General features: G+C 63.5%; 24 protein-coding genes and 2 pseudogenes. 10 read left to right on the top strand and 16 right to left on the bottom strand.

The window, feature by feature from the left end; translation table 11 throughout:
• Positions 1-110: 110 nt before the first annotated feature.
• Genes AC11WY_RS17575 through AC11WY_RS17565 form a run of 3 tightly spaced genes read right to left on the bottom strand, consistent with a single transcriptional unit; the run spans position 111 to position 3,718 of the window.
• The gene (locus tag AC11WY_RS17575) at positions 111-314 is read right to left on the bottom strand and encodes a hypothetical protein (protein WP_482927893.1); all 204 of its coding nucleotides are present in this window, start codon (positions 312-314) and stop codon (positions 111-113) included.
• 19 nt (positions 315-333) lie between these two features.
• Positions 334-1,077, bottom strand: a complete 744-nt coding sequence (locus AC11WY_RS17570) for a DUF2793 domain-containing protein (protein ID WP_482927891.1) — start codon at positions 1,075-1,077, stop codon at positions 334-336.
• 10 nt (positions 1,078-1,087) lie between these two features.
• A complete protein-coding gene (locus AC11WY_RS17565) occupies positions 1,088-3,718 on the bottom strand; it encodes a phage tail protein (RefSeq protein WP_482927889.1) in 2,631 nt (876 codons plus the stop codon).
• Between the two features lie 44 nt (positions 3,719-3,762).
• Between AC11WY_RS17565 and AC11WY_RS17560 the strand changes: the two are divergent.
• Together AC11WY_RS17560 and AC11WY_RS17555 are read left to right on the top strand one after the other, a co-directional pair.
• Positions 3,763-4,035 (top strand): annotated as a pseudogene (locus AC11WY_RS17560) (transposase domain-containing protein); the annotation flags it as partial.
• A complete protein-coding gene (locus tag AC11WY_RS17555) occupies positions 4,035-4,331 on the top strand; it encodes a hypothetical protein (protein WP_482927887.1) in 297 nt (98 codons plus the stop codon). The pseudogene AC11WY_RS17560 and the gene AC11WY_RS17555, both read left to right, overlap by 1 nt.
• Positions 4,332-4,616: 285 nt before the next feature.
• Here the strand turns inward: AC11WY_RS17555 and AC11WY_RS17550 are convergent, their stop codons facing one another.
• From AC11WY_RS17550 to AC11WY_RS17525, 6 genes are all read right to left on the bottom strand, one after another.
• Positions 4,617-5,630, bottom strand: coding sequence for a GlxA family transcriptional regulator (locus AC11WY_RS17550; protein ID WP_482927885.1), 1,014 nt, complete (start codon positions 5,628-5,630; stop codon positions 4,617-4,619).
• A gap of 296 nt (positions 5,631-5,926) precedes the next feature.
• Complete coding sequence (locus tag AC11WY_RS17545) at positions 5,927-7,024, bottom strand: ABC transporter ATP-binding protein (RefSeq protein WP_482927883.1); 1,098 nt, start codon at positions 7,022-7,024, stop codon at positions 5,927-5,929.
• Between the two features lie 8 nt (positions 7,025-7,032).
• The gene (locus tag AC11WY_RS17540) at positions 7,033-7,854 is read right to left on the bottom strand and encodes an ABC transporter permease (RefSeq protein WP_482927881.1); all 822 of its coding nucleotides are present in this window, start codon (positions 7,852-7,854) and stop codon (positions 7,033-7,035) included.
• Entirely contained in the window at positions 7,851-8,696 is an 846-nt protein-coding gene (locus AC11WY_RS17535; RefSeq protein WP_482927879.1) for an ABC transporter permease, read from the bottom strand. The genes AC11WY_RS17540 and AC11WY_RS17535 overlap by 4 nt, the downstream gene beginning before the upstream one ends.
• A gap of 65 nt (positions 8,697-8,761) precedes the next feature.
• Entirely contained in the window at positions 8,762-9,889 is a 1,128-nt protein-coding gene (locus tag AC11WY_RS17530; RefSeq protein WP_482927877.1) for an ABC transporter substrate-binding protein, read from the bottom strand.
• A 156-nt stretch (positions 9,890-10,045) separates the two neighbouring features.
• Positions 10,046-10,939 (bottom strand): LysR substrate-binding domain-containing protein, encoded by an 894-nt coding sequence (locus AC11WY_RS17525; protein ID WP_482927875.1) that lies wholly within the window; start codon positions 10,937-10,939, stop codon positions 10,046-10,048.
• Positions 10,940-11,038: 99 nt separating this feature from the next.
• Between AC11WY_RS17525 and AC11WY_RS17520 the strand changes: the two genes are divergently transcribed.
• Positions 11,039-11,815 (top strand): creatininase, encoded by a 777-nt coding sequence (locus AC11WY_RS17520; protein WP_482927873.1) that lies wholly within the window; start codon positions 11,039-11,041, stop codon positions 11,813-11,815.
• A gap of 134 nt (positions 11,816-11,949) precedes the next feature.
• Here AC11WY_RS17520 and AC11WY_RS17515 read toward each other — a convergent pair whose 3' ends face one another.
• Both AC11WY_RS17515 and AC11WY_RS17510 read right to left on the bottom strand, forming a co-directional pair.
• On the bottom strand, positions 11,950-13,164 hold the full coding sequence (locus AC11WY_RS17515; RefSeq protein ID WP_482927871.1) for a M24 family metallopeptidase: 1,215 nt from the start codon (positions 13,162-13,164) through the stop codon (positions 11,950-11,952).
• 315 nt (positions 13,165-13,479) lie between these two features.
• On the bottom strand, positions 13,480-14,709 hold the full coding sequence (locus tag AC11WY_RS17510) for an aminopeptidase P family protein (protein WP_482927869.1): 1,230 nt from the start codon (positions 14,707-14,709) through the stop codon (positions 13,480-13,482).
• Positions 14,710-14,836: 127 nt separating this feature from the next.
• Here AC11WY_RS17510 and AC11WY_RS17505 point away from each other — a divergent pair, with 127 nt between their 5' ends.
• The 3 genes and pseudogenes from AC11WY_RS17505 to AC11WY_RS17495 all read left to right on the top strand — a co-directional run bounded on the left by AC11WY_RS17505 (position 14,837) and on the right by AC11WY_RS17495 (position 17,094).
• A complete protein-coding gene (locus AC11WY_RS17505) occupies positions 14,837-15,790 on the top strand; it encodes a LysR family transcriptional regulator (RefSeq protein WP_482927867.1) in 954 nt (317 codons plus the stop codon).
• Positions 15,791-15,883: 93 nt separating this feature from the next.
• Positions 15,884-16,051, top strand: a pseudogene (locus tag AC11WY_RS17500) (IS6 family transposase); the annotation flags it as partial.
• A gap of 482 nt (positions 16,052-16,533) precedes the next feature.
• Positions 16,534-17,094 carry a DUF3320 domain-containing protein gene (locus AC11WY_RS17495; protein WP_482927865.1) on the top strand — a complete coding sequence of 187 codons (561 nt, stop codon included), beginning with the start codon at positions 16,534-16,536 and terminating at the stop codon, positions 17,092-17,094.
• 331 nt (positions 17,095-17,425) lie between these two features.
• Here the strand turns inward: AC11WY_RS17495 and AC11WY_RS17490 are convergent, their stop codons facing one another.
• Both AC11WY_RS17490 and AC11WY_RS17485 read right to left on the bottom strand, forming a co-directional pair.
• On the bottom strand, positions 17,426-17,773 hold the full coding sequence (locus tag AC11WY_RS17490) for a type II toxin-antitoxin system RelE/ParE family toxin (protein WP_482927863.1): 348 nt from the start codon (positions 17,771-17,773) through the stop codon (positions 17,426-17,428).
• Positions 17,757-18,032, bottom strand: coding sequence for a ribbon-helix-helix domain-containing protein (locus tag AC11WY_RS17485; RefSeq protein WP_482927861.1), 276 nt, complete (start codon positions 18,030-18,032; stop codon positions 17,757-17,759). Before AC11WY_RS17485 ends, AC11WY_RS17490 begins: the two co-directional genes overlap by 17 nt.
• Before the next feature lie 197 nt (positions 18,033-18,229).
• Here AC11WY_RS17485 and AC11WY_RS17480 point away from each other — a divergent pair, with 197 nt between their 5' ends.
• Genes AC11WY_RS17480 through AC11WY_RS17465 form a run of 4 tightly spaced genes read left to right on the top strand, consistent with a single transcriptional unit; the run spans position 18,230 to position 19,343 of the window.
• Positions 18,230-18,439: a hypothetical protein gene (locus AC11WY_RS17480; RefSeq protein WP_482927859.1), complete on the top strand. Its 210-nt coding sequence runs from the start codon at positions 18,230-18,232 to the stop codon at positions 18,437-18,439.
• Between the two features lie 11 nt (positions 18,440-18,450).
• On the top strand, positions 18,451-18,642 hold the full coding sequence (locus tag AC11WY_RS17475) for a hypothetical protein (RefSeq protein WP_482927857.1): 192 nt from the start codon (positions 18,451-18,453) through the stop codon (positions 18,640-18,642).
• Between the two features lie 21 nt (positions 18,643-18,663).
• A complete protein-coding gene (locus AC11WY_RS17470; protein WP_482927855.1) occupies positions 18,664-19,011 on the top strand; it encodes a hypothetical protein in 348 nt (115 codons plus the stop codon).
• Positions 19,008-19,343 carry a hypothetical protein gene (locus tag AC11WY_RS17465; protein WP_482927853.1) on the top strand — a complete coding sequence of 112 codons (336 nt, stop codon included), beginning with the start codon at positions 19,008-19,010 and terminating at the stop codon, positions 19,341-19,343. The genes AC11WY_RS17470 and AC11WY_RS17465 overlap by 4 nt, the downstream gene beginning before the upstream one ends.
• 24 nt (positions 19,344-19,367) lie before the next feature.
• On the opposite strand, the gene AC11WY_RS17460 is transcribed toward AC11WY_RS17465, so the two are convergent.
• From AC11WY_RS17460 to AC11WY_RS17450, 3 genes are all read right to left on the bottom strand, one after another.
• Complete coding sequence (locus AC11WY_RS17460; protein ID WP_482927851.1) at positions 19,368-19,865, bottom strand: RES family NAD+ phosphorylase; 498 nt, start codon at positions 19,863-19,865, stop codon at positions 19,368-19,370.
• Positions 19,866-19,870: 5 nt separating this feature from the next.
• The gene (locus tag AC11WY_RS17455; RefSeq protein ID WP_482927849.1) at positions 19,871-20,221 is read right to left on the bottom strand and encodes an antitoxin Xre/MbcA/ParS toxin-binding domain-containing protein; all 351 of its coding nucleotides are present in this window, start codon (positions 20,219-20,221) and stop codon (positions 19,871-19,873) included.
• Positions 20,222-20,298: 77 nt separating this feature from the next.
• A complete protein-coding gene (locus tag AC11WY_RS17450; RefSeq protein ID WP_482927847.1) occupies positions 20,299-20,664 on the bottom strand; it encodes a hypothetical protein in 366 nt (121 codons plus the stop codon).
• Between the last annotated feature and the right edge of the window lie 295 nt (positions 20,665-20,959).

The following is a 20,959-nucleotide window of genomic DNA, read 5'->3' as shown; positions in this document are numbered from 1 at the left end:
AAGCCTTGACCTGTCAGCCCAAGCCTGACTCCATGAAACCGTCGGTCAAACCAGCTGCCCACCTTCGTGTGGAATGGCTGCCCAAGATGCCGTGGAACGAGTGCCCACGATCACGTGGAAAAGGCGCCCATCTTCCGTGGAATGCGCAGGTAGATCGCGCAAAGGGCGCCCACCACCAGAGAGAAGAGGCCCTCGCGGCGGCTTTCGTGCAGGGTGATCCAGCGGACGATCCCGCCCGCGGCCCCGGCGAGGGCGGCCTGGCCGGGTTCGCTCCAGAGCCACTGGAAGTAGCTCACGTCACTCTTGTCGGTCATCGCGGTCTCCTCGTGTCGGTCAGGCCGGGGCCGTGCAGATCAGGCAATGGATGGCGATGCGCACGGTGCCTCCGGCAAAATCGGCACCGTGCGCGGTGAGGCGCACCGGCGTATCGGCGGTGATGGCTTCAGGTCCGATCACGCCGAGATTGCTGGCGCCCGCGGCCACGCCGAGGCTGCCGCCGAACTTCGACGCCGCGCCCGCGATGCCGCAGTCAAAGGACGTGGCGCCAAGGACCGCCGCCAGGGTGCGGGTCGAAACGCCGAGCAGGATCGCGCCGTTGGGGATCAGAACCGTGGAGTCCACGCTGGCGCCGGTGAGGCCCGCCAGCGTCTGCTCGAACACCGCCATGCCGGTGCTGGCGCCGCCCGCCGCCGCGGCCACCGCGACGGTCTCGGCGCGCGCGACGAGGTTCAGCGCCGCATCGAGCGTGAGCCAGGCGGCGCCGATGCGCAGCACGAGGTTGACCTCGGCCGAAACCCAGACGCGCCAGCCATCGCGCGCGGGCAGGCGCAGCCAGGCTCCATCGGTCCAGAGTGCCACATCGCCGTCCCATCCGGCCCAGAGGCCGGTGGCGCCGGTTGCCACGATGTGGCGGTCGCCCTCGGCGGGTGCGGTCGGCGGCGCGGTTCGATCGCGGTCGAGGACGGCGAGTTGCACCAGCCCGTCGAGCAGCCGCAGCGCCTCGTTATGGGTGACATGTTTCTGGGCCTGCGCCGCGAGGAGGTAGGGCAGCAGGAGATTGGTCGTGGTGTCGGTCATGGGATGGCCTTCATAAGGTAAGGGTGACGATTGCGGGGCTGCCGCGCCCGGTCACGGCGGAGAGTTGGGCGATGCGGAGATCGAGGTGATCGCCGGGGCCCAGAAGCGCCCCGAAATCGACGATCTGCTGGGCGGCGGGATAGAGAACGCTCGGGCCGGAGGCCGTGAGGGTGCGCAGGACGGTGGACCCTGACAGGATATCGACGGCGTAGGCCTCGTTCGCAGGGCTTTCGTGGCCCCACTGGGGCCACGGTCCCTGCTCACCTTCGCCCAGCGCCACTTCGCCTGCGCCCCAGGCGTCAGCTGAAAGGGCCCGCGAGCGCCGCACCCAGCTGAGGGTGAGATCACCGGGCAGGCGGCCTGTGCGGCAGGGTTGCGCGATGTGCCCTGGCGCGAAGGGGCGCAACCCGACCCCTTGAGGCGCGAAGACCTGCTGGCCATAGGCTTCGTCGCTGACCGGGCGGGCGGCCGGGCCGATGCGCCAGGTGGCGGGCAGGCCGAGGTCGGCCTCGCCAATGGGCAACGGGGCGAGGGCGGAATCGAGTACAACCACGCGCGCCCCCGCGGGCGTTGGTGTGCCCATCGCGCGCTCGGTCCCGCGCTGTCCGCGCAAGAGCCGGGTGAGGCGGTAGCGCTTCGGCGCGATCAGTTCGACGCGGCCCGCCTGAACCAGTTCCCAGACCCCGGCGGCGGACTCGACCGCGAGAGAATTGGAACCTGCGAAGAGCGCAAGGTCGGTGACCGAGACCAGCGTGCCGAAGGCGAGGTCCAGCACCAGCGCATTGGCGAGATCGAAGCGCGCGACCGGCCCGGTGGGCAAGTCTGATGCCAGCACCCCGATCCCGGCCCGCGTGGTGAAGGTCTTCAGAAGCTCGAACCCGTCGTCGCCGGGGCTGCGATAGAGTGCCATTGTGCCCGGCCAAGGGGAGGCAGAAGCGGCAACCCAGGGCTGGTGCGCGGGCACGTCATCGCGCAATTGCGGCAGATCGAGCAGGATCGCCACTGGCGGACCGAAGACCGCGGGGCGGGCGAGGGCGGCATCGCGCGCAGCGCCGGACGGCAAATCATAGGCAGAGCGGTCCTGCCGGACCAATTCGAGCGCGCGGGTCTCGGCATCGGCAGTGGTGCTGATGCGATACTCCACGCGGCGTCCGTCGTGAACAAAGCGCAGCGCGTCGCCCGGATCGAGGGCCAGGCGGGAGGGTGGCAGCCGGAAACTTGCGGTGTCACGCCCGATCCAGGCCTCGATCAACGCCCGGCGGCACTGGCGCTCGGCCGCCTCGGGGGCGGTGGCGAAGGGGAAGGACTCCGAGGCAATGCGGGCGGTGTCGACGGTGATGCGGCGCGCCTCGACTTGCGCCGCATCATAGTCGCCATCGGCCCGGGCCACCTGCCATTTGAGGCCAAGGGGAAGCTCGGACTCCTGCGCCCGCGTCAGTTCAAACGCCTCGCCGTCGGGCGCCTGGGTGTCGACCAGATCCTCCGCCGTGATCTCGGTCTGCGGCGCGCCGCCGCGCATCACGAAGCGCAGGCGGCCTTCGGACTCCACGCCGTCAAAACCGAAATACCGACCCAGCAGGGTAAGCGATGTACGCGGCGCCTCGAGAGCGGCGATGGCGTAGCCCTCGATCTGCCCATGCAAGCCCGACACGTCGATGCGGTCGGGCGCGAGCCCGGCCCGGGCGCAGAGGTGGCGCACGAGAGCCGCAAGTGAGAGGGCCCCGAGACGCCCGGTCAATCCGTGCCCGAGGTGCCAGGTCTCGCTGTCGGGCCAGCGATCGGCGAGCTGCGGAAAGAACGGATAGGGCCGCGCATCCCAGGCCCGGGCGGCGCAGTTGGCGAGATCCAGCATCGGCGCGCCAGAAACCGGGGAGATCGGGTTGTGGGTGGGATCGCCCCAGTATCCCAGCGTCGCCTCGAGCGAAGCGCGCTGGATGGCATCGTCCCGCCAGCCCCGCGACGCAGAGGGCAGGGCACTTTCCGACGAAGGGCCGTCGATCACGGCATCCGGCTGGTTGGTGCCGCGATCGACTGCGGGGCAGCCCTCAGCCCTCCCGTAAACGATGACGTCCACCGTGCAGATGGTCCGGGCATCCAGCCCGGTCACATCGAGCACGGCTTCGAAATACGGCGCGGAAAGCCCGGAGGCGAACGACCGCGAGGCCATCGTCGTGACGAGGCTTTCCACGCTGTGGGTTCCGTCCGACGCGATGAACTTCACCGCCGCCACCGGCCGCCCGGCGCGGGCATAGGCGTGCGCCACCGCAAGCTGCACGGTAAAGGTGGCCCCGGTGGCCCGCTCGAGGTCCGGCGTCAACCAGAAGCAGATCGGCCGCGGCGGCGCGAGCGTCGAGGCATTCGTCATGCCCGACACCGTGTCGGTGGCATAGACGAAATCCGACAGCGCAACCTGATCGGCGGTCAGGCTCGTCTGGTTCGGCCAGGGCTGGCGCACCCGTTTCATCATCGTGAGCCTGTCCACCAGAGCGAGAGCCGTGCCGCTGGCATCGAACCCGGCCCGGGTGATCGCGACGGTCCGGGGCGCGCCGACCGGGTCGAGCGTCGGCGGCGTGGGCCAGGTCGCCTGCCAGCCGTTTGCGGCAATCATCGTGAGCGGATTGAGCACGACATCGGCCGCCACCACCCGCGCGCCGCTCAGGGAGGCCGAGCCCGCGCTGTTGGTCGCGGTCAGCCATCGACAACAATCCCGCCGAACGCGCCCTGCGCCCGATCGGCATCGGACGGAAAAACTGGCTCTTCGCAGGGGCCGATACCGGCGCCGAAACGCTGGCCCGCGCCATGACGATCATCGAGACCGCCAAGCTGGACGGCCTCGATCCGCAGGCCTATCTGGCCGACATCCTGGCCCGCATCCACGATCACAAGATCAATCGGATCAATGATCTGCTGCCCTGGAACTGGTCACCACTGACCACAGATCTGGCCGAGGCCGCCTGATGGCAACCGTCACCCATGTCTGCACCCTCGACGACGTCGCCAGGATGCTGGGCGAAGATCCCGAACTTCTCGAGGCCATCGTCTACAACGACGACAACCTGACATATGGGGCGATCATCAGCGTCTACACCGGCCCCGACGAGACCATCACCGCCCTGACCGACGATGGCATCGAAGAACCGACCGACATGCTCCGCGCCGCCCGCATCACCACCGAAACCTGGCACGCATTCCTCGCCGACTTCGTCGATGACCCAGACCTTGTCGCACGCGTCAAGGCCCAGCCACCGCGGTAACAACCGCTCGGTTACGGTTAGTCGCAGAGAAACTCGAAATCCTTGGGCTGGTCGAACGACTGGATCTGTCTGTCAGGCGAATCCTGACCGACCTCTTCACCTCCGTGTCGGAGCTGACAAAAAAGTTCTGAACCACGACGGATCGCGAGTGTAGCGGCCGGGTTCTAAATCGCCGTTTTTCGCCCCGTCCGTGCAGCCACCGGCAGTGTCCGCAGACAAGGGCAACCGCCGCGGGCCATAAGCCGGGGGGAGGAGCGTGCCGACGCGTCGCCTAGTTTCGCAACCTCAATGACCGGAGTCCACCCCGCAAGTCGAAAACCGGTTTGGCGAGACGCCATACTTGATTCGGAATGCCCGGGCGAAAGTGCTGGCGTTCGCGAACCCGCAGGCGAAGGCAATCTCGCTGACGCCCATGTCGGTTTCTGACAGCAGCGCCCGGCCACGTTCAAGCCGCAGGCTGGTGTGGTATTGTTTCGGCGTGGTGCCAAGGTACCGTCTGAACAGCCGCTGAATTTGTCGGGAAGAAATGCCAAGGCTGTCGGCAAGTGTACGGAGTTCCAGCACTGGCTCGATGTTCCGTTGGAGGTATCTGATCACCTCGGACAGCAGGGGGTGACGGGTGCCAATGAGCGCAGCGACTGAGGTCTTTTGCTGCAGTGTCGCGGGCCTGTGGTGCCCGTGAAGGCACATGCTGAGGACCGAGCTGGCAAGATCTTCGCCAAACAGCATCTGCACGATTTCCACGAACAGATCGGTGGCTGCCGCGCCGCCGCCGCAAGTCATGATGCGCCCGTCGATGCAATAGAGTTGCTCTACGGGATCGAGGTGATCAAATTGTTCAATGAACGGCGCCAGGTTTTCCCAGTGGAGGGTGAATTTGCGCCCTTCCAGAATCCCCGCTCGAGCAAGTGAGTAGGCACCGGTGCACAGGCCGCCGATCGTGCGGCCGGTGCGCCATTGAAGCCGCAGCCAGTCGCCTACCTGCTTTGTCGCCGACTTGTCGGGCTCAACGCCACCACAGACGAAGACCATGCTTCCGGGCGGGCAGTCGCCAAGCCCGCCTTCGACCTCGATCCGGGTCCCGTTTGAACACTGCGCCGACTGACCATCCGCCGAAATCACCACCCAGGTGAACAGCGCCTGACCGGAAAGCTGGTTGGCGATGCGCAGGGGTTCGATCGCGGAGCTGAACGCGAGCAAGGAAAAATTCGACAGCAGTAGAAAGACGATATGCTGCTGAGGACGGCCTGCCGCTACGGGAACATAGGCGACGCCCTTGGGAACGAAGCGGCTGGACATGGTTCTTGTCTCCAGAACGATGACGAAAACTTGGGCTGATTTATACGCGGATCGCCGTTCAGCCACCGTCCTTTTCAGGGCGTGCCACTAGTGCGTGTCCGGGGCCACGCGCCGCCAGGCTTCCCAAGAGTCGGCGCAACAGATCGGTTGCGGGCCGGGTGATCCCGTTCACGACGCTACCCGCCGAAATGAGGGCTGGGTCCACTTGTAACCTTACCACGGCGCGGTCCAGCGCCAGCGGGGTCAGGCGACAGCCGTGTGGAACGTTCATGACCGGCCAGTTGGCGCCCGGCCCTTCACGCATCGGCGACAAGGTGGCCATCCTCGGGTTGCCAGAAGGCGAACAGCTCCTTGCCGATCTCGAGCGATAGTTCGGCCAGCTCGTCGTGGCCCTTTTCGACGCGGATTTCCTGACCTTGCGCCGTCTCCAGATAAAGGGTTGCCGTCGCGCCCACGAATTCCTCGCCGATCAGCCTGACCGGCACCACGTTAGCGCCCTCGGGCGGGCGAGACAGGCTGAGTTTAGTCTTGGTGTCCAGCACCGTGAAGGTCGCGGAGCGTCCGACAACTGGCGCATCCGCCCCGCCCGATACGGCCAGACGCAGCGGGCCTTCTGATGTTTCCAGTTCCACACTGCCGCCAGCGGACGAGCGGACCGTGCCGCTGAAGATGTTGGACGAGCCAAGAAACTCGGCGACAAACCGGGTGCGCGGGGTCCGGTAGATTTCCTGCGGCGTGCCGATCTGTTCGATCCGGCCCCGGCTCATGATCACCACGCGGTCGGCCATGGAAAAGGCCTCGGACTGGCTGTGGGTTACATAGACGAAAGTGATCCCGATTTCGCGCTGAAGGTTCTTCAGGACCGACTGCATCCTGACCTTCAGCGCGGCATCCAGCGCCGAAAGCGGTTCGTCCAGCAGCAGGATTTCAGGCTCGACCACAAGCGACCGCGCCAAGGCTACCCGTTGGCGCTGTCCACCGGAAAGCTGCGCGATGTTGCGTTCGGCGAACTCGGAAATCTGCATCCGGTCGAGCCACTCGCCGGTTCGCCGCCGCCGCTCTGCCTTCGCCATGCCGCGCATCTTCAGCCCGAACTCGACGTTTTCCCGCACGTTCAGGAACGGGAAAAGCGCCAGGCTCTGCCAGACCATCGGCGTGTCGCGGCTCCACGTGGGCAGGTGGTCGATCGGTTTGCCCGACAGGCGGATCTGGCCCTCGGTCGGGGTTTCGAGGCCGGCCAGCATCCGCAGAGTCGTTGTCTTGCCGCAGCCGCTCGATCCCATGATGGCGAGGAACTCGCCCTTACGGATCTCGAAATTCATGGGCTGGACGGCCACGAAGGCGCCAAAGCTTTTGCTTACCCCGTCGAAGCTGACGAGTGTTTCGGTCGACATGGTAGCTCCTATTGTTCCGTGCGGCGTCCGGTGCGACCGGACATCAAGAGCTGTGCTGCGATCACCAGTGCGATCGAGACGACAAAGACGAAGCTGCCGATCACGTTGATACGCGGGCTGACCTGGCCCTGAAGGAAGCCCAAAACCTTCACCGGCAGCGTTTCATTCAGGCCCGAGACGAACCAGGCGACGGCGAATTCATCCGCCGACACCGCCATCGTGATGAAGAGCGCCGCAAGGATCGATGGCAGGCAGAACGGGATGATGACGTGGCGCATCGCACCCCATTGCGTGGCGCCAAGGTTCCATGCCGCGGGTTCGAGCGCTGAATCCATCTGCGAAAGCCTGAGGCGGATGATCGCCATCGCAAAGGGCGAGCAGATTACGACATGGGCAATGATCACCGACAGCACGCTACCCGAAAGAGTAAGGCGCGAGAGATAGGCGAGCATGGCCAGACCCATGATGATCGCCGGGATCGTCGGTGGTATCAGGGCAAGCGCGAGGTAGGCCTGCTTGCCGGTGAAGTTATAGCGATAGTCGGTGTAGGCCGCGCCAAAGCCCATGCCGGTTGCCACGACTGCCACGACCCCCGCCACGATGACCGTATTTCGAAGTCCGTCCCAGACCTTCGAGTCGGCAAACACGAGGCGGTACCATTCGAGGCTGAAGTGGCCCAGCGGAATCGTCGGGAAGCGGTCCGAGTTGAAGGAGAAGACAAAACTCGCCGCGATCGGAGCAATGACGAACAGGAAGCACAGCACGACCCAGACCTTGAGCAGAAGGTCGATGGTCCGGTGGTCGTTGGGGTGGCGCTGGTGGTGGCTCATTTCCGGACTCCGCGATAGGCAAAGCGCACGGCCGCGAAGGCTACCGTGAGCAGGGTCAGGATCATCATCAGCGCGATCACTGCGGCGCGCGGCCATTGCTGGCCCGACTTGGTGGTGTCGGTGATCAGGGTCGACAGGGTCGTCGGGTCGCCGCCACCAAGATAGACCGGGCTTGCGAAATCGCCGAAGCACAGGATGAAGGCGAAAAGCCCGGCGATCACCAGACCGACGCGGGCCGAAGGGATCACGACGGTAAAGATGGTTCGAAGGCGACCCGACCGGAGGTTATGCGCCGCCTCGATCAGGGTTCGGTCGATGTAGGCGAGGCTGAAGATCTGCAGTAGGATCACCAGCGGCAGCGTGAGAGTAAGGTATCCCACGAGGATCGCTCCCGGCGTGTTCAGCAGGTGAAGCGGACCTATCCCGATTTCCCCAAGCAGGCCGTTGATGATGCCATTGTCGGACAGGAAAACCTGCCAGGAATAGACCCGCACCAGGTAGCTGGTGAAGAACGGTATCACCATCAGAAACACGGCCCAGCGTCGCGCGGTTTCCGAAAGCTTGAAAGCGATCGCGTAAGCGCAGGGAAAAGCCAGCAGCGAGGCCAGCAAGCTCGCGCTGGCGGCAAGCATCCAGGTTACCCCGTAGGCCTGCCAGAAAACCTGCCGCCCCAGCATGAAGGCCCAGTTGTCGGGGTTGAAATCCTGAATCAGGCGGAAGTTGTGCACCGACCAGAAGCTGAGCGCGACGAGGAACGCCAGCGGCAAGACGAAAAAGGCCAACTGCCAGAGCAGAAGCGGCAGGGCAAAGGTCAGGCCATAGACAGAGAGGCGCTTGGGCATGGCGGCTATCCCGTGGCAGGAACGGTGGGTGGGGCCGACAGCGGTGCGCCGTCGGCCGCGTTGAATCAGGCGCTCTTGTACTTCGTCCAGAAGTTGTTCCAGGTATCGAGATCCTGCTGGATCGGCCACTGCCGGTAATGGATGCGACCGGACCTGATCATGTCCATGACGTTGCCGGGGGCGCTGGTCATGCCTTGGCGCTTGGCCTCGGCAGGGTCGGCCTTGTTGAGCTCATCCCAGCCCTTCTTGTTAGGAAGCAGCGCAGGGTAGGCGACCATTTCGGCCGATTTCACCTGACCCTTGGCCGAGGTGATGTACTGGATCCACTTTTTCGCAAGATCGGCCTTTTTGGAGCCCTTGCCGATGCAGAAGCACTCGGACCATTGCAGCCCGCCTTCCTGCGGGATGTGGCTGGCAACCTTGGCACCATTCTTTTGCAGAACGCCGGTGATCCAGTCGCCGATACCGGCCATCGCCACCATCTGGCCGTTCTTCAACGACGCAAACGTGCCGCCGTAATCGAAGAAGCCGCCGATGTTCGGGCGCAGGGTCATCGTCTTGTCCTGCACGGCCTGCCAATGGGCTGCGTCGATGTCGTAGGGGTTCGCGTTGCCGTTCAGCAGGCTCATCTGGCCAAGGTTCGGCAGGTGCCAGTCGTAGTGGCCGACCTTACCCTTGATCTTGTCGTTCCAGAAGACGTTGTAGCTGTCCACATCCTTCTCAGTCAGAGCATCGGTGTTGTAGGATACACCCAGGAAGCCGAAACGGGTCATGACCGAGAAGAGCTTCCCATCTTTCCAGTTGCCCGGAAACTGCTGGAATTCCGGGAAATAGTCGTCGAAGTGGTAATCCTTTGGGTCGAGCTCTTCGATGTAGCCGGCCTCGTTGAGCCCCTGCACATATTCGGCATCCGACAGGACAAGATCGAAGGTGCCGGGCGGCGATTGCGAGATGAGGCCCATCATGTTGTCGCCGTCGTTGTAGTACTTCGGCACAAACTTCACGTTGTTCTCAGCTTCGAACTCGGACACGACGTCGGGTTCGGCATGGCCGTACCAGGCCAGCATCGTCAGTTCCGTCGGCGCGGCGGCAAAGGCCCTCCGCGACAGCATCGGCATCGCGAGTGCGGCGGCACCCGTAGACAACAAGGTTCTCCGGGTAACAGGAATAAGGGCGTTGTGAGTGTTCAACATGTCGCGGTTTCCTGAAGGTGTTGAGGGGTTTCCGTTCCGCTCACGTTATGGCGCGGACTGTGCGGGACAAAATCGGTTCTAGAAATTGGTGCATTTGCGCGCCTTATGGAGCACGAAGTTGCATCAGCGGTCCGAACGGTGCTGCCTTGTTCTTGATCAGTTTTGTAACTTCTTTACGCCAGCGCCGACACTCTCAATCCCGGCAACAAGGTCGCTGACAAGCTGAAGCCCGGCGGGTGAAAGGCGGGGGTGCTTGTAGAAAAGCCCAACCCGCAGCGGCTCCAGAGTTGGGAAGCCTTCCTCTTCGGTCAGCACGCGCATGCCGTCGTGCAAGGTTGCGTGGGTCAGCGCCGTCACGCAGAGACCGTTCAGCACCGCAGTCTGCAAGCCCGAGATGCCGGGCCCGCTGTAGACGATCCGCCAGCGTCTTGCCATTGTGTCCAGCGCCTCGATCATGCGGGACCGATAATCGCATCCCTCCAGATGCGCCCCAAGCGGGACGGGACGGCCCGGCGCAGGGCGGAATCCTGCGGCCGCTGCCCAAATGGGCTGTTCGGTCCAGGCCCGGGAAAGATAGGGCATGCGGATCGCCTGCATCGTCGCCACGATGATGTCGAGATTGTCGGCGCGCAGTTGCTGGTGCAGTTCCCGGCTTAGATCACAATGGATTTCAAGTTCGACTTCGGGATGCTGACGGATGAACGCTGTAAGGGTGCTTTGCAGGAAAGCCGCGGCGTAGTCCGTCGGAATCCCGATGCGCAGCACACCGGACATGTCGGAGCGGTGAAAGTATCGCACGGCCTCATCGTTGATGCGGATCATTTCCCTCGCATAGCTCAGCAGCGCCTCGCCGGCGGGCGTCGGATGAATGGTCCGGCCTTCGTGCGCCAGAAGCGGGGCCCGGACGAGGTCCTCCAGTCGTTGGATCTGCAACGAGATCGCGGGCTGACTCCGGCCGAGCAGGGCGCCCGCGCGGGAATGCCCGCCAAGCTCCACCACGGCGACGAAGGTGCGCAAAAGGTCGGTGGGAAGGTTGGTGAAGGTCGCCATCGCATTTGCCGGGGAAATGGAACGATTGAAACAATCTATTTTCTAAATAGCCGCCGGGCAAGCAGAATGACCGCAACATTTCATCATTTGCAGGCTCCCATGTCCCTCACCACCGCCTTCGCCTCCGAACTCACCTGGCCTGAATTCGACGCTGCCGTGCGGCCCGGGCAGACCCCGATCTTGATCCCGGTCGGCGCCATGGAGCAGCATGGCCATCATATGCCGCTGCATGTCGATGTGTTGCTGCCCACCGAGTTCGCCCGCAGGGTGGCGCTGGAGCTGGGTGCACTGGTCGCCCCGCCCTTCACCTACGGCTACAAATCACACCAGAAATCGGGCGGCGGCAATCACATGCCGGGCACGACCAGCCTGGATGGCGCCACGCTGGTCGCGGCGCTGAAGGACGTGATCAAGGAATTCGCGCGCCATGGGGCACGCAAGATCTGCCTCGTGAACGGGCACTTCGAAAATTCATGGTTCCTCATCGAAGGCATCGATCTGGCGCTGCGCGAACTGCGCTGGGACGGGGTGACCGACGTGAAGATCGTCGTGCTGTCCTACTGGGATTTCGTTGACAAGGACGCCATCGCCCAGCTTTATCCAAATGGGTTCCCGGGGTGGGAACTGGAGCATGGCGGCGTATTGGAAACCTCGCTGATGTTGGCGCTGCACCCCCAACTGGTGCATCTGGACCGCGTGCTCGACCTGCCGCCCGCCAGTTTCCCGCCCTACGAAGTCTATCCGGTGAAACCAGAATGGACACCCGTTTCCGGCACGCTATCGTCGCCCAAGGAAGCCTCGGTCGACAAGGGTCACATTCTGCTCGATGTCTGCACCTCGGGGATACTGGCTGCCCTGCGGGCAGAATTCGGCTGAAACCTTGGTTCTCCCTGATCTCAGGGGCCGTTCGCGGCCCGTCTTTTTGTTCCTGGCGACCAAGCGGAACCTCGCCCTCCCCGGAAACGGAAAGGCCCGGCAAAGCCGGGCCATGCCTGTCGACGTGCGGGGAGTCAGTTGCGGATGATGTTGTGCTCGGGGCCGAAGGGGAAGCCGGTGATGTTCTCGGCGCCGGTCTCTGTCACGATCAGGATGTCGTGCTCGCGGTAACCCCCGGCACCGGGCACGCCTTCCGGCAGCATGACCATCGGCTCCATCGACACGACCATGCCCGGTTTCAGCACGGTCTCGATGTCCTCGCGGAGCTCGACCCCGGCCTCGCGGCCATAGTAATGGCTCAGGACTCCGAAGGAATGGCCGTAACCGAACGAGCGGTACTTCAGCAGATCCCACTGACGGTACATCTGGTTCAGTTCGATCGCGATCTCGTTGCACGTCGCGCCGGGTTTGATCAGGTCCAGCCCGCGGCGGTGAACGGCGACGTTCTTTTCCCAGATGTCGAGGCTCGCGTCATCGACGCTGTCGCAGAACATCGTCCGTTCCAGCGCGGTGTAGTATCCGAATATCATCGGGAAACAGTTCAGCGACAGAATCTCCCCCGACATGATCTTCTTGTTGGTCACCGGGTTGTGGGCGCCATCGGTGTTGATGCCTGACTGGAACCACGTCCAGGTGTCCATCAGTTCGACGAAGGGGAAGGACTTCGCGATCTCGCGGATCATCGCGTTGGTTGAAGCGATGGCCACCTCATGCTCGGGCATGCCCGCCTTCACTGTCGCCGCCACCGCCGCGCCACCCACGTCGCAGATGCGCGCACCTTCACGGATCAGCTTGTGTTCTTCCGCCGACTTGATCGACCTCATCCACATCGAGGGCTGAGCGATATCGACAAACTCGACCCCCGGCAGCGCTGCTTCAAGCTGGCGGCGGTAATCGAGCGAGACATGGTCGAACTCGATCCCCACCCGTCGCGCGCCCGGCAGCAGTTGCCGCACCGCCCGGTAGAAATTGTCGCGGCGCCAGTCGGTGTAGGTGATGTTGCCGCCAGAGCTGCGCCGCCAGGGCTGTCCGCCGTCGATCCCGGCCGAGATGGTCGTGGCCTGATCTTGCGTGATCACCATCCCGTACTTCCGGCCGAAGAAACAGTAGAGCCAGCCAGAGTAGTAGTTGATGCAATGATACGAGGTGAACAGCGCCGCATCGACATTGTTCTCGGCCATCCACCGGCGCACGTCATCCTGGCGCCGCCGCATCTCGGCGTCAGAGAACGGCGAGAATTCCTTGTCGCCGTTGTGCCATTCCATGACGTGGAGCATGTCTTCAGTCATGATTATCGCCCTTTTGCTGGATGAATCCCTCTTCTGGACCCTAGCCGCGGTGCGATGGGTGAGGAAATTTGTTCTGGCAATCGAAGCATTTGCAACTCTTTGCCAAGCATGGGTGTTGTGAGGGGGGCAGATTTGAGGTCGGCCACATGGGCAGGGCAGTGTCTTCGGGAAGGCCAAACGGGCGCAGGCCTGCGACCCGGCAAAGCGACGCCGACCCAAGACAGGTTCCTCTTCCTGTCAGGCGTCAGTCTTGTGGCTTTGATAATGCGTCGTGCATCCCGGCCTTGCGGTTCCGGGATGCACGAGGTCGGGTGTTCAGCCCTTGCCCTTGACGATCAGATGATCGGGGCCATAGGCGAAACCGGTGATGTTGGTGTTACCCTTGTTGTTGTCGTCGGTGATTACAAGGATGTCGTGCTCACGGTAGCCGCCTGCGCCGGGAAGATGGTTCGGAACGGTTATCATCGGCTCCATCGAGACGACCATGCCCGGCTCAAGCACCGTGTCGCAATCTTCGCGCAGTTCCAGACCCGCCTCGCGGCCGTAGTAGTGGCACAGCACGCCGAACGAATGACCGTAGCCGAAGCTGCGGTATTGCAGCAGGTTTTCCGCCGCATACATGCCGTTCAGTTCCTTGGCGATGTCGCTGCACTTGGCGCCCGGCACCAGCAGTTCCTTGCCACGGTCATGCACCGCGCAGTTGATGTTCCACAGGCGGATATGCTCGTCGCTTGCCTCTTCCGAAAACAGCGTGCGTTCCAGCGCCACATAGTAGCCCGCCACCATCGGGAAGCAGTTCAACGAAAGGATGTCGCCCTTTTCGATCTTGCGGCTCGTCACAGGGTTGTGCGCGCCGTCGGTGTTGATGCCCGACTGGAACCAGGTCCAGGTGTCCAGCAATTCGCCGTGCGGCCAGACGTTGGCAATCTCGCGCACCATAGTGGCGGTGGAATGAAGCGCCACCTCATGTTCGGGGACACCGACCCCGATCGCTTCGACGCAAGCCGCACCGCCGATGTCGGCAATGCGGGTCATCTTGGTGATATGGGCGATTTCCTCGGCCGACTTGATCATCCGCAACCGCATCGACGCCGCCGCGATGTCGACGAATTCCATATGGGGGAATTCTGCCTTCAGCAGGTTCAACGTGTCGATGTTGATGTGATCGAATTCGATCCCCAGCCGCTTGACACCGCCGGTCAGTCCGCGAATGGCATGAAAATAGTTGTCCTTCTGCCAGTCGGTGTAGGTGACGTTGCGGCCCCCGAATGTGCGGCGCCAGGGCTGGCCGCCGTCGATCCCCGCGCTGATCGACGTGGCGATGTTGTGATCGACCAGAAAGCCGTAGCGGCGGCCAAAATAGCAGAACATGAAGTCGGAGTAATAGTTGATGCAGTGATAGCTGGTAAACAGCGCGGCATCGATTCCGGCCTTGGCCATATGGGCGCGCACGGCGTCAAGCCGCCGCTGCATCTCCGCATCCGAAAATGTTGGCACGGCCTTCTTGCCGTTGTCCACATAGTTTTGCAGCCGTTCGCGCTCCATCGAATCCTCCATGCAATGGTGGGACCAAAACTGACCCCATTGGGGTCAATCGAGCGCCAATTGGCATGTCTTGTCAAAAGACCATATTTCACGATAGCATTAGCTTTCTTCACGCTAGGACAGCCCCATGGCGACACCCCCTCTCAATGCCCTGCGCGTTTTCGAGGCGGTGGCCCGCCTGGGGTCGTTCCGCGCGGCGGCCGGGGCGCTGTTCGTCACGCAATCCGCCGTCAGCCACCAGATCCGCAATGTCGAGGAATGGATGGGCAAACCGTTGTTCGAACGTGAGGGCAACCGGACTCGGCTTTTACCGCATGGGGTCGAACTGGCGCGCAACCTGGCGGTCTCTCTGGCCGAGATCGAAGCCGCCTGCGAACGTGCGCGCGACACGAGCCAGGCGCTTGTCATCGCGGCAATTCCTTCGGTGGCAATGTGCTGGCTGATCCCCCGCCTCAGCCGGTTCCGCGCGGCCCATCCGGCAATCGAGATCCGCATCATCTATGCCATGCACGGCCGAGACATAAACTTTCACGATGTCCATTTGGCTTTCATCTTTGCGGAAGTCGCCCCGACTGGGTCGATGATTGAAAGCCAGTTCTATCTGGCCGGACAAAGCGTGCCGGTGTGTAGCCCGGTCCTGCTGCAGAGTCTTGGCCACACGCCAACAACCGCGGCTGATTTTCAGCGCATGGGCCTTTTGCATGATGGCGACGTCACGGGGTGGAAAACCTGGCTGACCGGTTTGGGCAGTACTGCGCCCGCCTTAAGCAGCGCAGACACATTTGAAGGTACAACTTTCGAGGATTTCAACCTGCTGCGGGCTGCGGCGCTTTCGGGGCAGGGTGTGGCGCTTTGCCCGCAAGCCATGATCCAGCCCGATCTTCAATCGGGCAGCCTTGTCCAGATTTCCGACCGGATGCTGGACGTAGGCTTTGATTATTACATGCTTTCCGCCACCAAGGCGGCACCGCAGATCATCCGTCAAGCGCAGGTGTTCCGGGAATGGGCCATGTCGGAACGCGAAAGGCCCCTGACCGCGGCTCATTTGCCCAAATCGGCAGGATTCATCGCGTGCGCTTGAAAGTGCCGCAGATTCAAGCGGCTAGACACAAATGACGGGCACTGTCGGAGCAAAATCCTTGAGGCGGGCAGGGCGTCCGTCTAGCTCCGCGGGATGACCCAGCGCTCCCCGTTCCGGTACTTCAAAACCTCGCCCGAAATCATCTGCTCGGCGGTCATGATGTACATTCGTTTCCCGTTGTCTCTGCGGAACGTCTAAGATCTGCTGCACGAGCGCAGCATCGACGTCAGCTACGAGACGGTCCGGTTCTGGTGGCGCAGGTTACAGAAGTTCGCATCCGTTCACGCCTCGGTCCACATCATTTCAACCAGCAGGCAGCCTCTTGCCACGAGCCATCTTCAAACTGAACTGTGCCGCCGCTCTCGCAGAGTGGCGCAACCTTCTTCCGGCCTAACACATTGCCATTGCTGCGAAACTGAGACGAGTTCGCATCCGTCTGAAAACACCGCCGGGATGGATCTCCCTCAAGGCACATGTTGCGAAAGACCCTGTCGGGGAGGCGTGGCGTGGCGAACGGATCCGCTTTGACGAAGCGCAGACCGCAGCCGCTTGGCTAGCTGCCGCGCGGCGCGCCGGGGTGTTCACTTCGCCCTCTGCCTTGAGTGCGGCAATGGGTGGCCGTGCAGGCACCAACAAGATCGGCGTGACAGTGAATCCGCCGTCTTGCCGCGGCGCTGGAGACTGCACGACAGGCCGCAGGGCAGGGGATCAAGGTTCGAGGGGCAAACATCGGGCGCGAGGTTGTGGGGGGCAAGATCGAACAGCCTGAGACAGCACCGATTGTCATCGACGATATTCGCCTGACGGTGCCCGCCTATCAGCGCGCGGATATCCGGCTGCAAAGCGCGGTCGAGCCGCACGAGGCGCCGATTCATCAACTGGCGGGTCTTGTGTCGCGGATTGTGGAGATTGAGGGTCCGATCCACAGCGATGAGGTTGCCCGGCGTGTGTCGGCAGCGTTTGGCAAAGCCCGGACAGGGAGCCGTATAACGGATGCGACGCTGGCAGCGCTGAAACATGCCAGGCGTCAGGCCCCGGACGGCATCCGACCGATTGGTGATTTCTGGCTGACTGGCTCGCAAGCCGAAAATCCGCCAGTGCGAGACCGATCTGCCGAAAGTGGTACGCTGCTGAAGGCAACGGCGCTGCCTCCGATGGAAATCGCGGCCGCCGCCCGTTTGATCGCGTCTGAGAGCGGCGAAATGCCACCCGAGGACATGGTGCGCGCGATAGCGCGTCTGATGGGTTTTCTCCGTGTCGGGACGGACCTGCAGGCGGTTATTCTGTCGGCTATCGTACGCTAGTCTCTCGCCGCCTGCGGACCGGCTTGAAGGCGGCCCTCAGCGCCGGTCCTGCCTCTGTTTTCGTGACCATCGTGAGGGCGTGCAGGCGCCGCGCCGCTTGGTCGGATCGGTCTGGGCATTCACTTGGAAACCGAGGGCGGCATCGATCTTGCCGTTCTGCAGGGTGGCGATCCGCCTCATGGTAATCGCACGTTGCGCAATGCTGACTCAGAGGCGCCGCGATGCGCCGCACCGGCGCGACGTGAACGTCCCATGCTGTCCCTGACTGCCTTGACAATTTCTTGAAAGAACGCCGCCTGACCCAGCGACGCCGAGCAAAGGGCTGCGCGATTCAGGGCGTAAGAAGCCGCGTCAGCATATGGCTGACATGATCCTGGCCGCCGAAAAAGATCGCCAAGATGCGGACCCGCTGTTCCGCTTCGTCCACTTCGAACCAGTAGATCGCCCGATCGATCGTCAAATGTCGCAGACCCGGCAGCAGATCATCGTGACGCTCACCACGATATGGCGCCGCACACAGCCGGTCGGCTTCCTGCCGGATCTCGCGGATGCGGTCCCCGCAATGATCCAACGCAGTCACCACGCTTTCGCCGAAGCTGCGGTAACTCTCAAACAGGTGGTCGAAGATCAGGGCAAAATCACACTCGGCTTCCGCCGAGAACTCAATTCTGAACCGCATGTGCGCGGCGCTTCTCAGTGATCATCCGCGCGATGGTCTTGTCCATCTGGGCGCCGCTGACAAACGCCCCCGCGCTGCGCTGATCCAGCAGCGCTTTCAGCGCCGTTCGGTGCAAATCGTCGTCTTGCATGCGTTGCCGCAGCAGGTCGATCCCCTGTTGCAGCACCGCACTGACGCTCGAATAGCGCCCGGCTTCGACCAGTTCCTTGGCGAAACTGTGCTGTTCGTCGGTCAGCGAGATCGAGGATTTCACCGTCATAATGGCACTCCTTTTGTCGCAAAGTAATACCAAGTAGCACCCGCGTCAACCGCCCCGATTGGTGGGTGGGCGATAGGCTTCCAGCGAAAATTGGGGCGCTAGTATCGAAATAAATTCCATTTAGTCAGTGACTTATGAGTTGCTCTCTTTTGACGTCGTGCGCTGTCTGCAGCCATCGCAACGCACCGGAGGCCCCCATGAAACCCCTGACGACCCACGAAGATTTCTGCCTCAAGAACGCCGCCCACTTTGTCGCAGCCCGCGGCCGCACGCCCCGCGATCGGACGCGCCAGCAATTCGCGACGCTGCCCGAGGCGCAGGCCTACGGCGCCGCGATCGGCGACGGCCGCACGATGATCTACGCGGTCACCGCGCTCGGCCATTCCGCCCACGTCACCAACGCCTGAAGGAGGCCGCCATGAAACCGAAACCCCTGACCGCTGCGCAGATCGACACGCTCGCCAAGCGCTTGTCGGACACCCCGCTCGCGCCCAGCGCCAGCGCCAGGAAGGCGGGCGACACGCTGGCTCGCCTGCTTCATGCCCGGTTCGGCGCGGAACGCGGCGCGCTTGTCTTTACCTCGATCCTGTCGGCGGCGACCTTCGAGTAGGCCGAGGCCCGGCTGACCTTGGTGCTGACCTACGGTAACACCGAACCGACGGGCGCCGCGGCGCCGGAGGCGATCTCGCCGCCCGCCGATCCGCCGAGGCCTGTGTCGGCCCCGGCGACCGGCAAGCGCAAGGCCATACTCGATCTGGCGCAGACCGGCGCGCTGCCGCTGGCGCCGGACTTCTCCAAACCGACCCACGCCCGGTTCCGCGCCAAGTTGGCCCAGATTGTCGCGCTGGCCGAGGTGGGCGACATTGCCGGTTTGCAGGCCTTCGAGATCAATCCGGTCTCGTCGAGCCCCAAGGCGATGGCGCGCTACCGCGATCTTTGCGTGATCGCGCTGGCCGCACGGAAGGGGGTGGCGGCATGAAGATCATCCGCGAGTTCTGCCCCGGGGACCGGTATGTCTATGATTTCGGGCTGTGCAGTTCTGCGAACGGCTGGGCGCAGGTCGATACAGCGCAGGATGCGGCGTGGTTCGGGACTTGGGCCAATCCAACCCGGCTGATGATCTTCAGTTATTGCGAGGGCGACACGACCTTGAAGGAGGCCGCGTCACCCGAGGAGTTCGCCGGAGAACTGCGGGAGATCGACGCCTGGAACCGGGCGCATGGCTATGGCCCGGCGCGGATCGATCCGGGGTTCGATCCGGCGATGAAGGCGGCGTTCGAAGGGTTGGGCCTGGTGGACATGCTGCATTGATCGCTTGGCCCAACCGTTCCGCGGCTATTGCAGCAGCCGCCCCTCGTCGTCGTTCAGCACAAGTTTGGCCGGGAGCGTGCTGCCCCATGTCCACAGCACCATGTTCAGATCTTCGTCCGTAGCTCCCGGCGCGAAGCTCTGCGCCCGCATCCCGGCATAGCCATCCGCGATCAGGCGTGCGGCGAGGATCTGGGTTCGGGCCTTGCCCTGCGCCCGCATCTGCAACCGCCAGTCGTCGGCCGCAAGGTCGGCGAGTGTCATGTCGTAGGCGCCCAGCGCGTCGGCACAAGTCGCGTCAAAGACCGGTGTGATGTCCGCCTCGTAGGAAACCAGCGTGGTCGGCTGCAGCGTGCCGATCTGGTTGGCCTCGCGCAGCGCCGTCATCACCGACAGTGCGGTGTAGAGCGCGGGCACCCCCTTGGGATTGAACCGCCCGCCGTAGAGCCGCGCGCCTTCGCCCGACAGCGGCTCGCGAGCCCGGATCGGATTCAGGGCCCGGTAGAGAAGACCACGGTAATGCATGTCGGTCAGGCAGTAATGCCCGCGTCGACGGCGTCGATGTAATCCATCACATCGCCAGCGTGGCCCTCGCGCACAAGCTGCATTGCGGTCAGCCCGCCGAACCCGGCCAGCGGTTCCGAGCGATACCAGGCATAGGCCATCAGCGCGGAGCCGAACCGCGGCTCGACCCGGTTCAGAATTTCGACCATTTCGCGCAGACGCTTCTGGGTCTTGGGGCTGGCGATCCGGTCCTGGCGCATGACGGCATCGCGGCCAAGGCCGACCGTGCGGGCGACCTCGTCCAGCGTGGTGCGCAGGGTGGTGGCGATCCGGTTCGGCACGAACCGGCCATTTTCGGCGAAAGCTTCGAGGCTCATGCGTGGCTCCATCTTCATTGCCGCAATATGGCGTCAATCGGAATGGCGATCAAGGCATAACGCCCGATATCCGGTGATCAATGCACACCCCGTGCCCTCAACCGCTCCGGCGTGACCAGACCGCGTGACACCATGGCGTTGCGGATGGTGTTGCTGATCGCGTTGGAAGGCAGAAAGCGCTCGGAGTTGACCAGCTCGGCATAGAAGGCCGCGATCTCATCTTCGCTGGGGCGGGCCGCCTCAACGCGGCCAGCCTGCCGTTTGCCGACCCGGGGCTTCGGGGCGCTTGCCACGGCCTGCGCATCACGCAAGGCGGCGCGCTCCATCGCGCGGTCGAGCGCCTTGGGCCCATCGGGCGGGGCAGGGTGGCTCCGCCGGGTCTCGGCCGCGGTGTCGATGATCCGGTCTTCGGACAGGCCGAGGTCATCACGCCAGCGGCGCACATGGACCCGGGCTGGCCAGCCCTGCCACCAGGCGGGCAGGGTGCCGTCCGGATCGAGGCCCAGCGCCTTCAGCAGCTCTGCGAAGAACCGATCAAAATCAGCCTCGCGCGCAGCTGCGTCCTCCTCCTCCTCCTTTACTGGTTTAGTTAAGGAACGTCTGAAAAACCTCCCGCTTTCGGCGTGATCTGGTAGACTTGGGCAAGCCTCCAGGGAGCCCTGCCGATGTCGAAACAGCCCGCCTTTCCCGGTCTTCGCGACGCGATGAAGAAGAAGCAGACGCGGCGTGAACTATTTC

The organism is Solirhodobacter sp. (assembly GCF_964715405.1).
Note: the sequence above shows the minus strand (reverse complement) of the source record. Positions and strands in the feature narration are given on the sequence as shown.

Coding starts and splice junctions, on each gene's coding strand:
- AC11WY_RS17575 (WP_482927893.1), bottom strand. CDS start 314: ATGACCGACAAGAGTGACGTGAGCTACTTCCAGTGGCTCTGGAGCGAA.
- AC11WY_RS17570 (WP_482927891.1), bottom strand. CDS start 1,077: ATGACCGACACCACGACCAATCTCCTGCTGCCCTACCTCCTCGCGGCG.
- AC11WY_RS17555 (WP_482927887.1), top strand. CDS start 4,035: ATGGCAACCGTCACCCATGTCTGCACCCTCGACGACGTCGCCAGGATG.
- AC11WY_RS17550 (WP_482927885.1), bottom strand. CDS start 5,630: ATGTCCAGCCGCTTCGTTCCCAAGGGCGTCGCCTATGTTCCCGTAGCG.
- AC11WY_RS17545 (WP_482927883.1), bottom strand. CDS start 7,024: ATGTCGACCGAAACACTCGTCAGCTTCGACGGGGTAAGCAAAAGCTTT.
- AC11WY_RS17540 (WP_482927881.1), bottom strand. CDS start 7,854: ATGAGCCACCACCAGCGCCACCCCAACGACCACCGGACCATCGACCTT.
- AC11WY_RS17535 (WP_482927879.1), bottom strand. CDS start 8,696: ATGCCCAAGCGCCTCTCTGTCTATGGCCTGACCTTTGCCCTGCCGCTT.
- AC11WY_RS17530 (WP_482927877.1), bottom strand. CDS start 9,889: ATGTTGAACACTCACAACGCCCTTATTCCTGTTACCCGGAGAACCTTG.
- AC11WY_RS17525 (WP_482927875.1), bottom strand. CDS start 10,939: ATGGCGACCTTCACCAACCTTCCCACCGACCTTTTGCGCACCTTCGTC.
- AC11WY_RS17520 (WP_482927873.1), top strand. CDS start 11,039: ATGTCCCTCACCACCGCCTTCGCCTCCGAACTCACCTGGCCTGAATTC.
- AC11WY_RS17515 (WP_482927871.1), bottom strand. CDS start 13,164: ATGACTGAAGACATGCTCCACGTCATGGAATGGCACAACGGCGACAAG.
- AC11WY_RS17510 (WP_482927869.1), bottom strand. CDS start 14,709: ATGGAGCGCGAACGGCTGCAAAACTATGTGGACAACGGCAAGAAGGCC.
- AC11WY_RS17505 (WP_482927867.1), top strand. CDS start 14,837: ATGGCGACACCCCCTCTCAATGCCCTGCGCGTTTTCGAGGCGGTGGCC.
- AC11WY_RS17490 (WP_482927863.1), bottom strand. CDS start 17,773: ATGCGGTTCAGAATTGAGTTCTCGGCGGAAGCCGAGTGTGATTTTGCC.
- AC11WY_RS17485 (WP_482927861.1), bottom strand. CDS start 18,032: ATGACGGTGAAATCCTCGATCTCGCTGACCGACGAACAGCACAGTTTC.
- AC11WY_RS17480 (WP_482927859.1), top strand. CDS start 18,230: ATGAAACCCCTGACGACCCACGAAGATTTCTGCCTCAAGAACGCCGCC.
- AC11WY_RS17475 (WP_482927857.1), top strand. CDS start 18,451: ATGAAACCGAAACCCCTGACCGCTGCGCAGATCGACACGCTCGCCAAG.
- AC11WY_RS17465 (WP_482927853.1), top strand. CDS start 19,008: ATGAAGATCATCCGCGAGTTCTGCCCCGGGGACCGGTATGTCTATGAT.
- AC11WY_RS17460 (WP_482927851.1), bottom strand. CDS start 19,865: ATGCATTACCGTGGTCTTCTCTACCGGGCCCTGAATCCGATCCGGGCT.
- AC11WY_RS17455 (WP_482927849.1), bottom strand. CDS start 20,221: ATGAGCCTCGAAGCTTTCGCCGAAAATGGCCGGTTCGTGCCGAACCGG.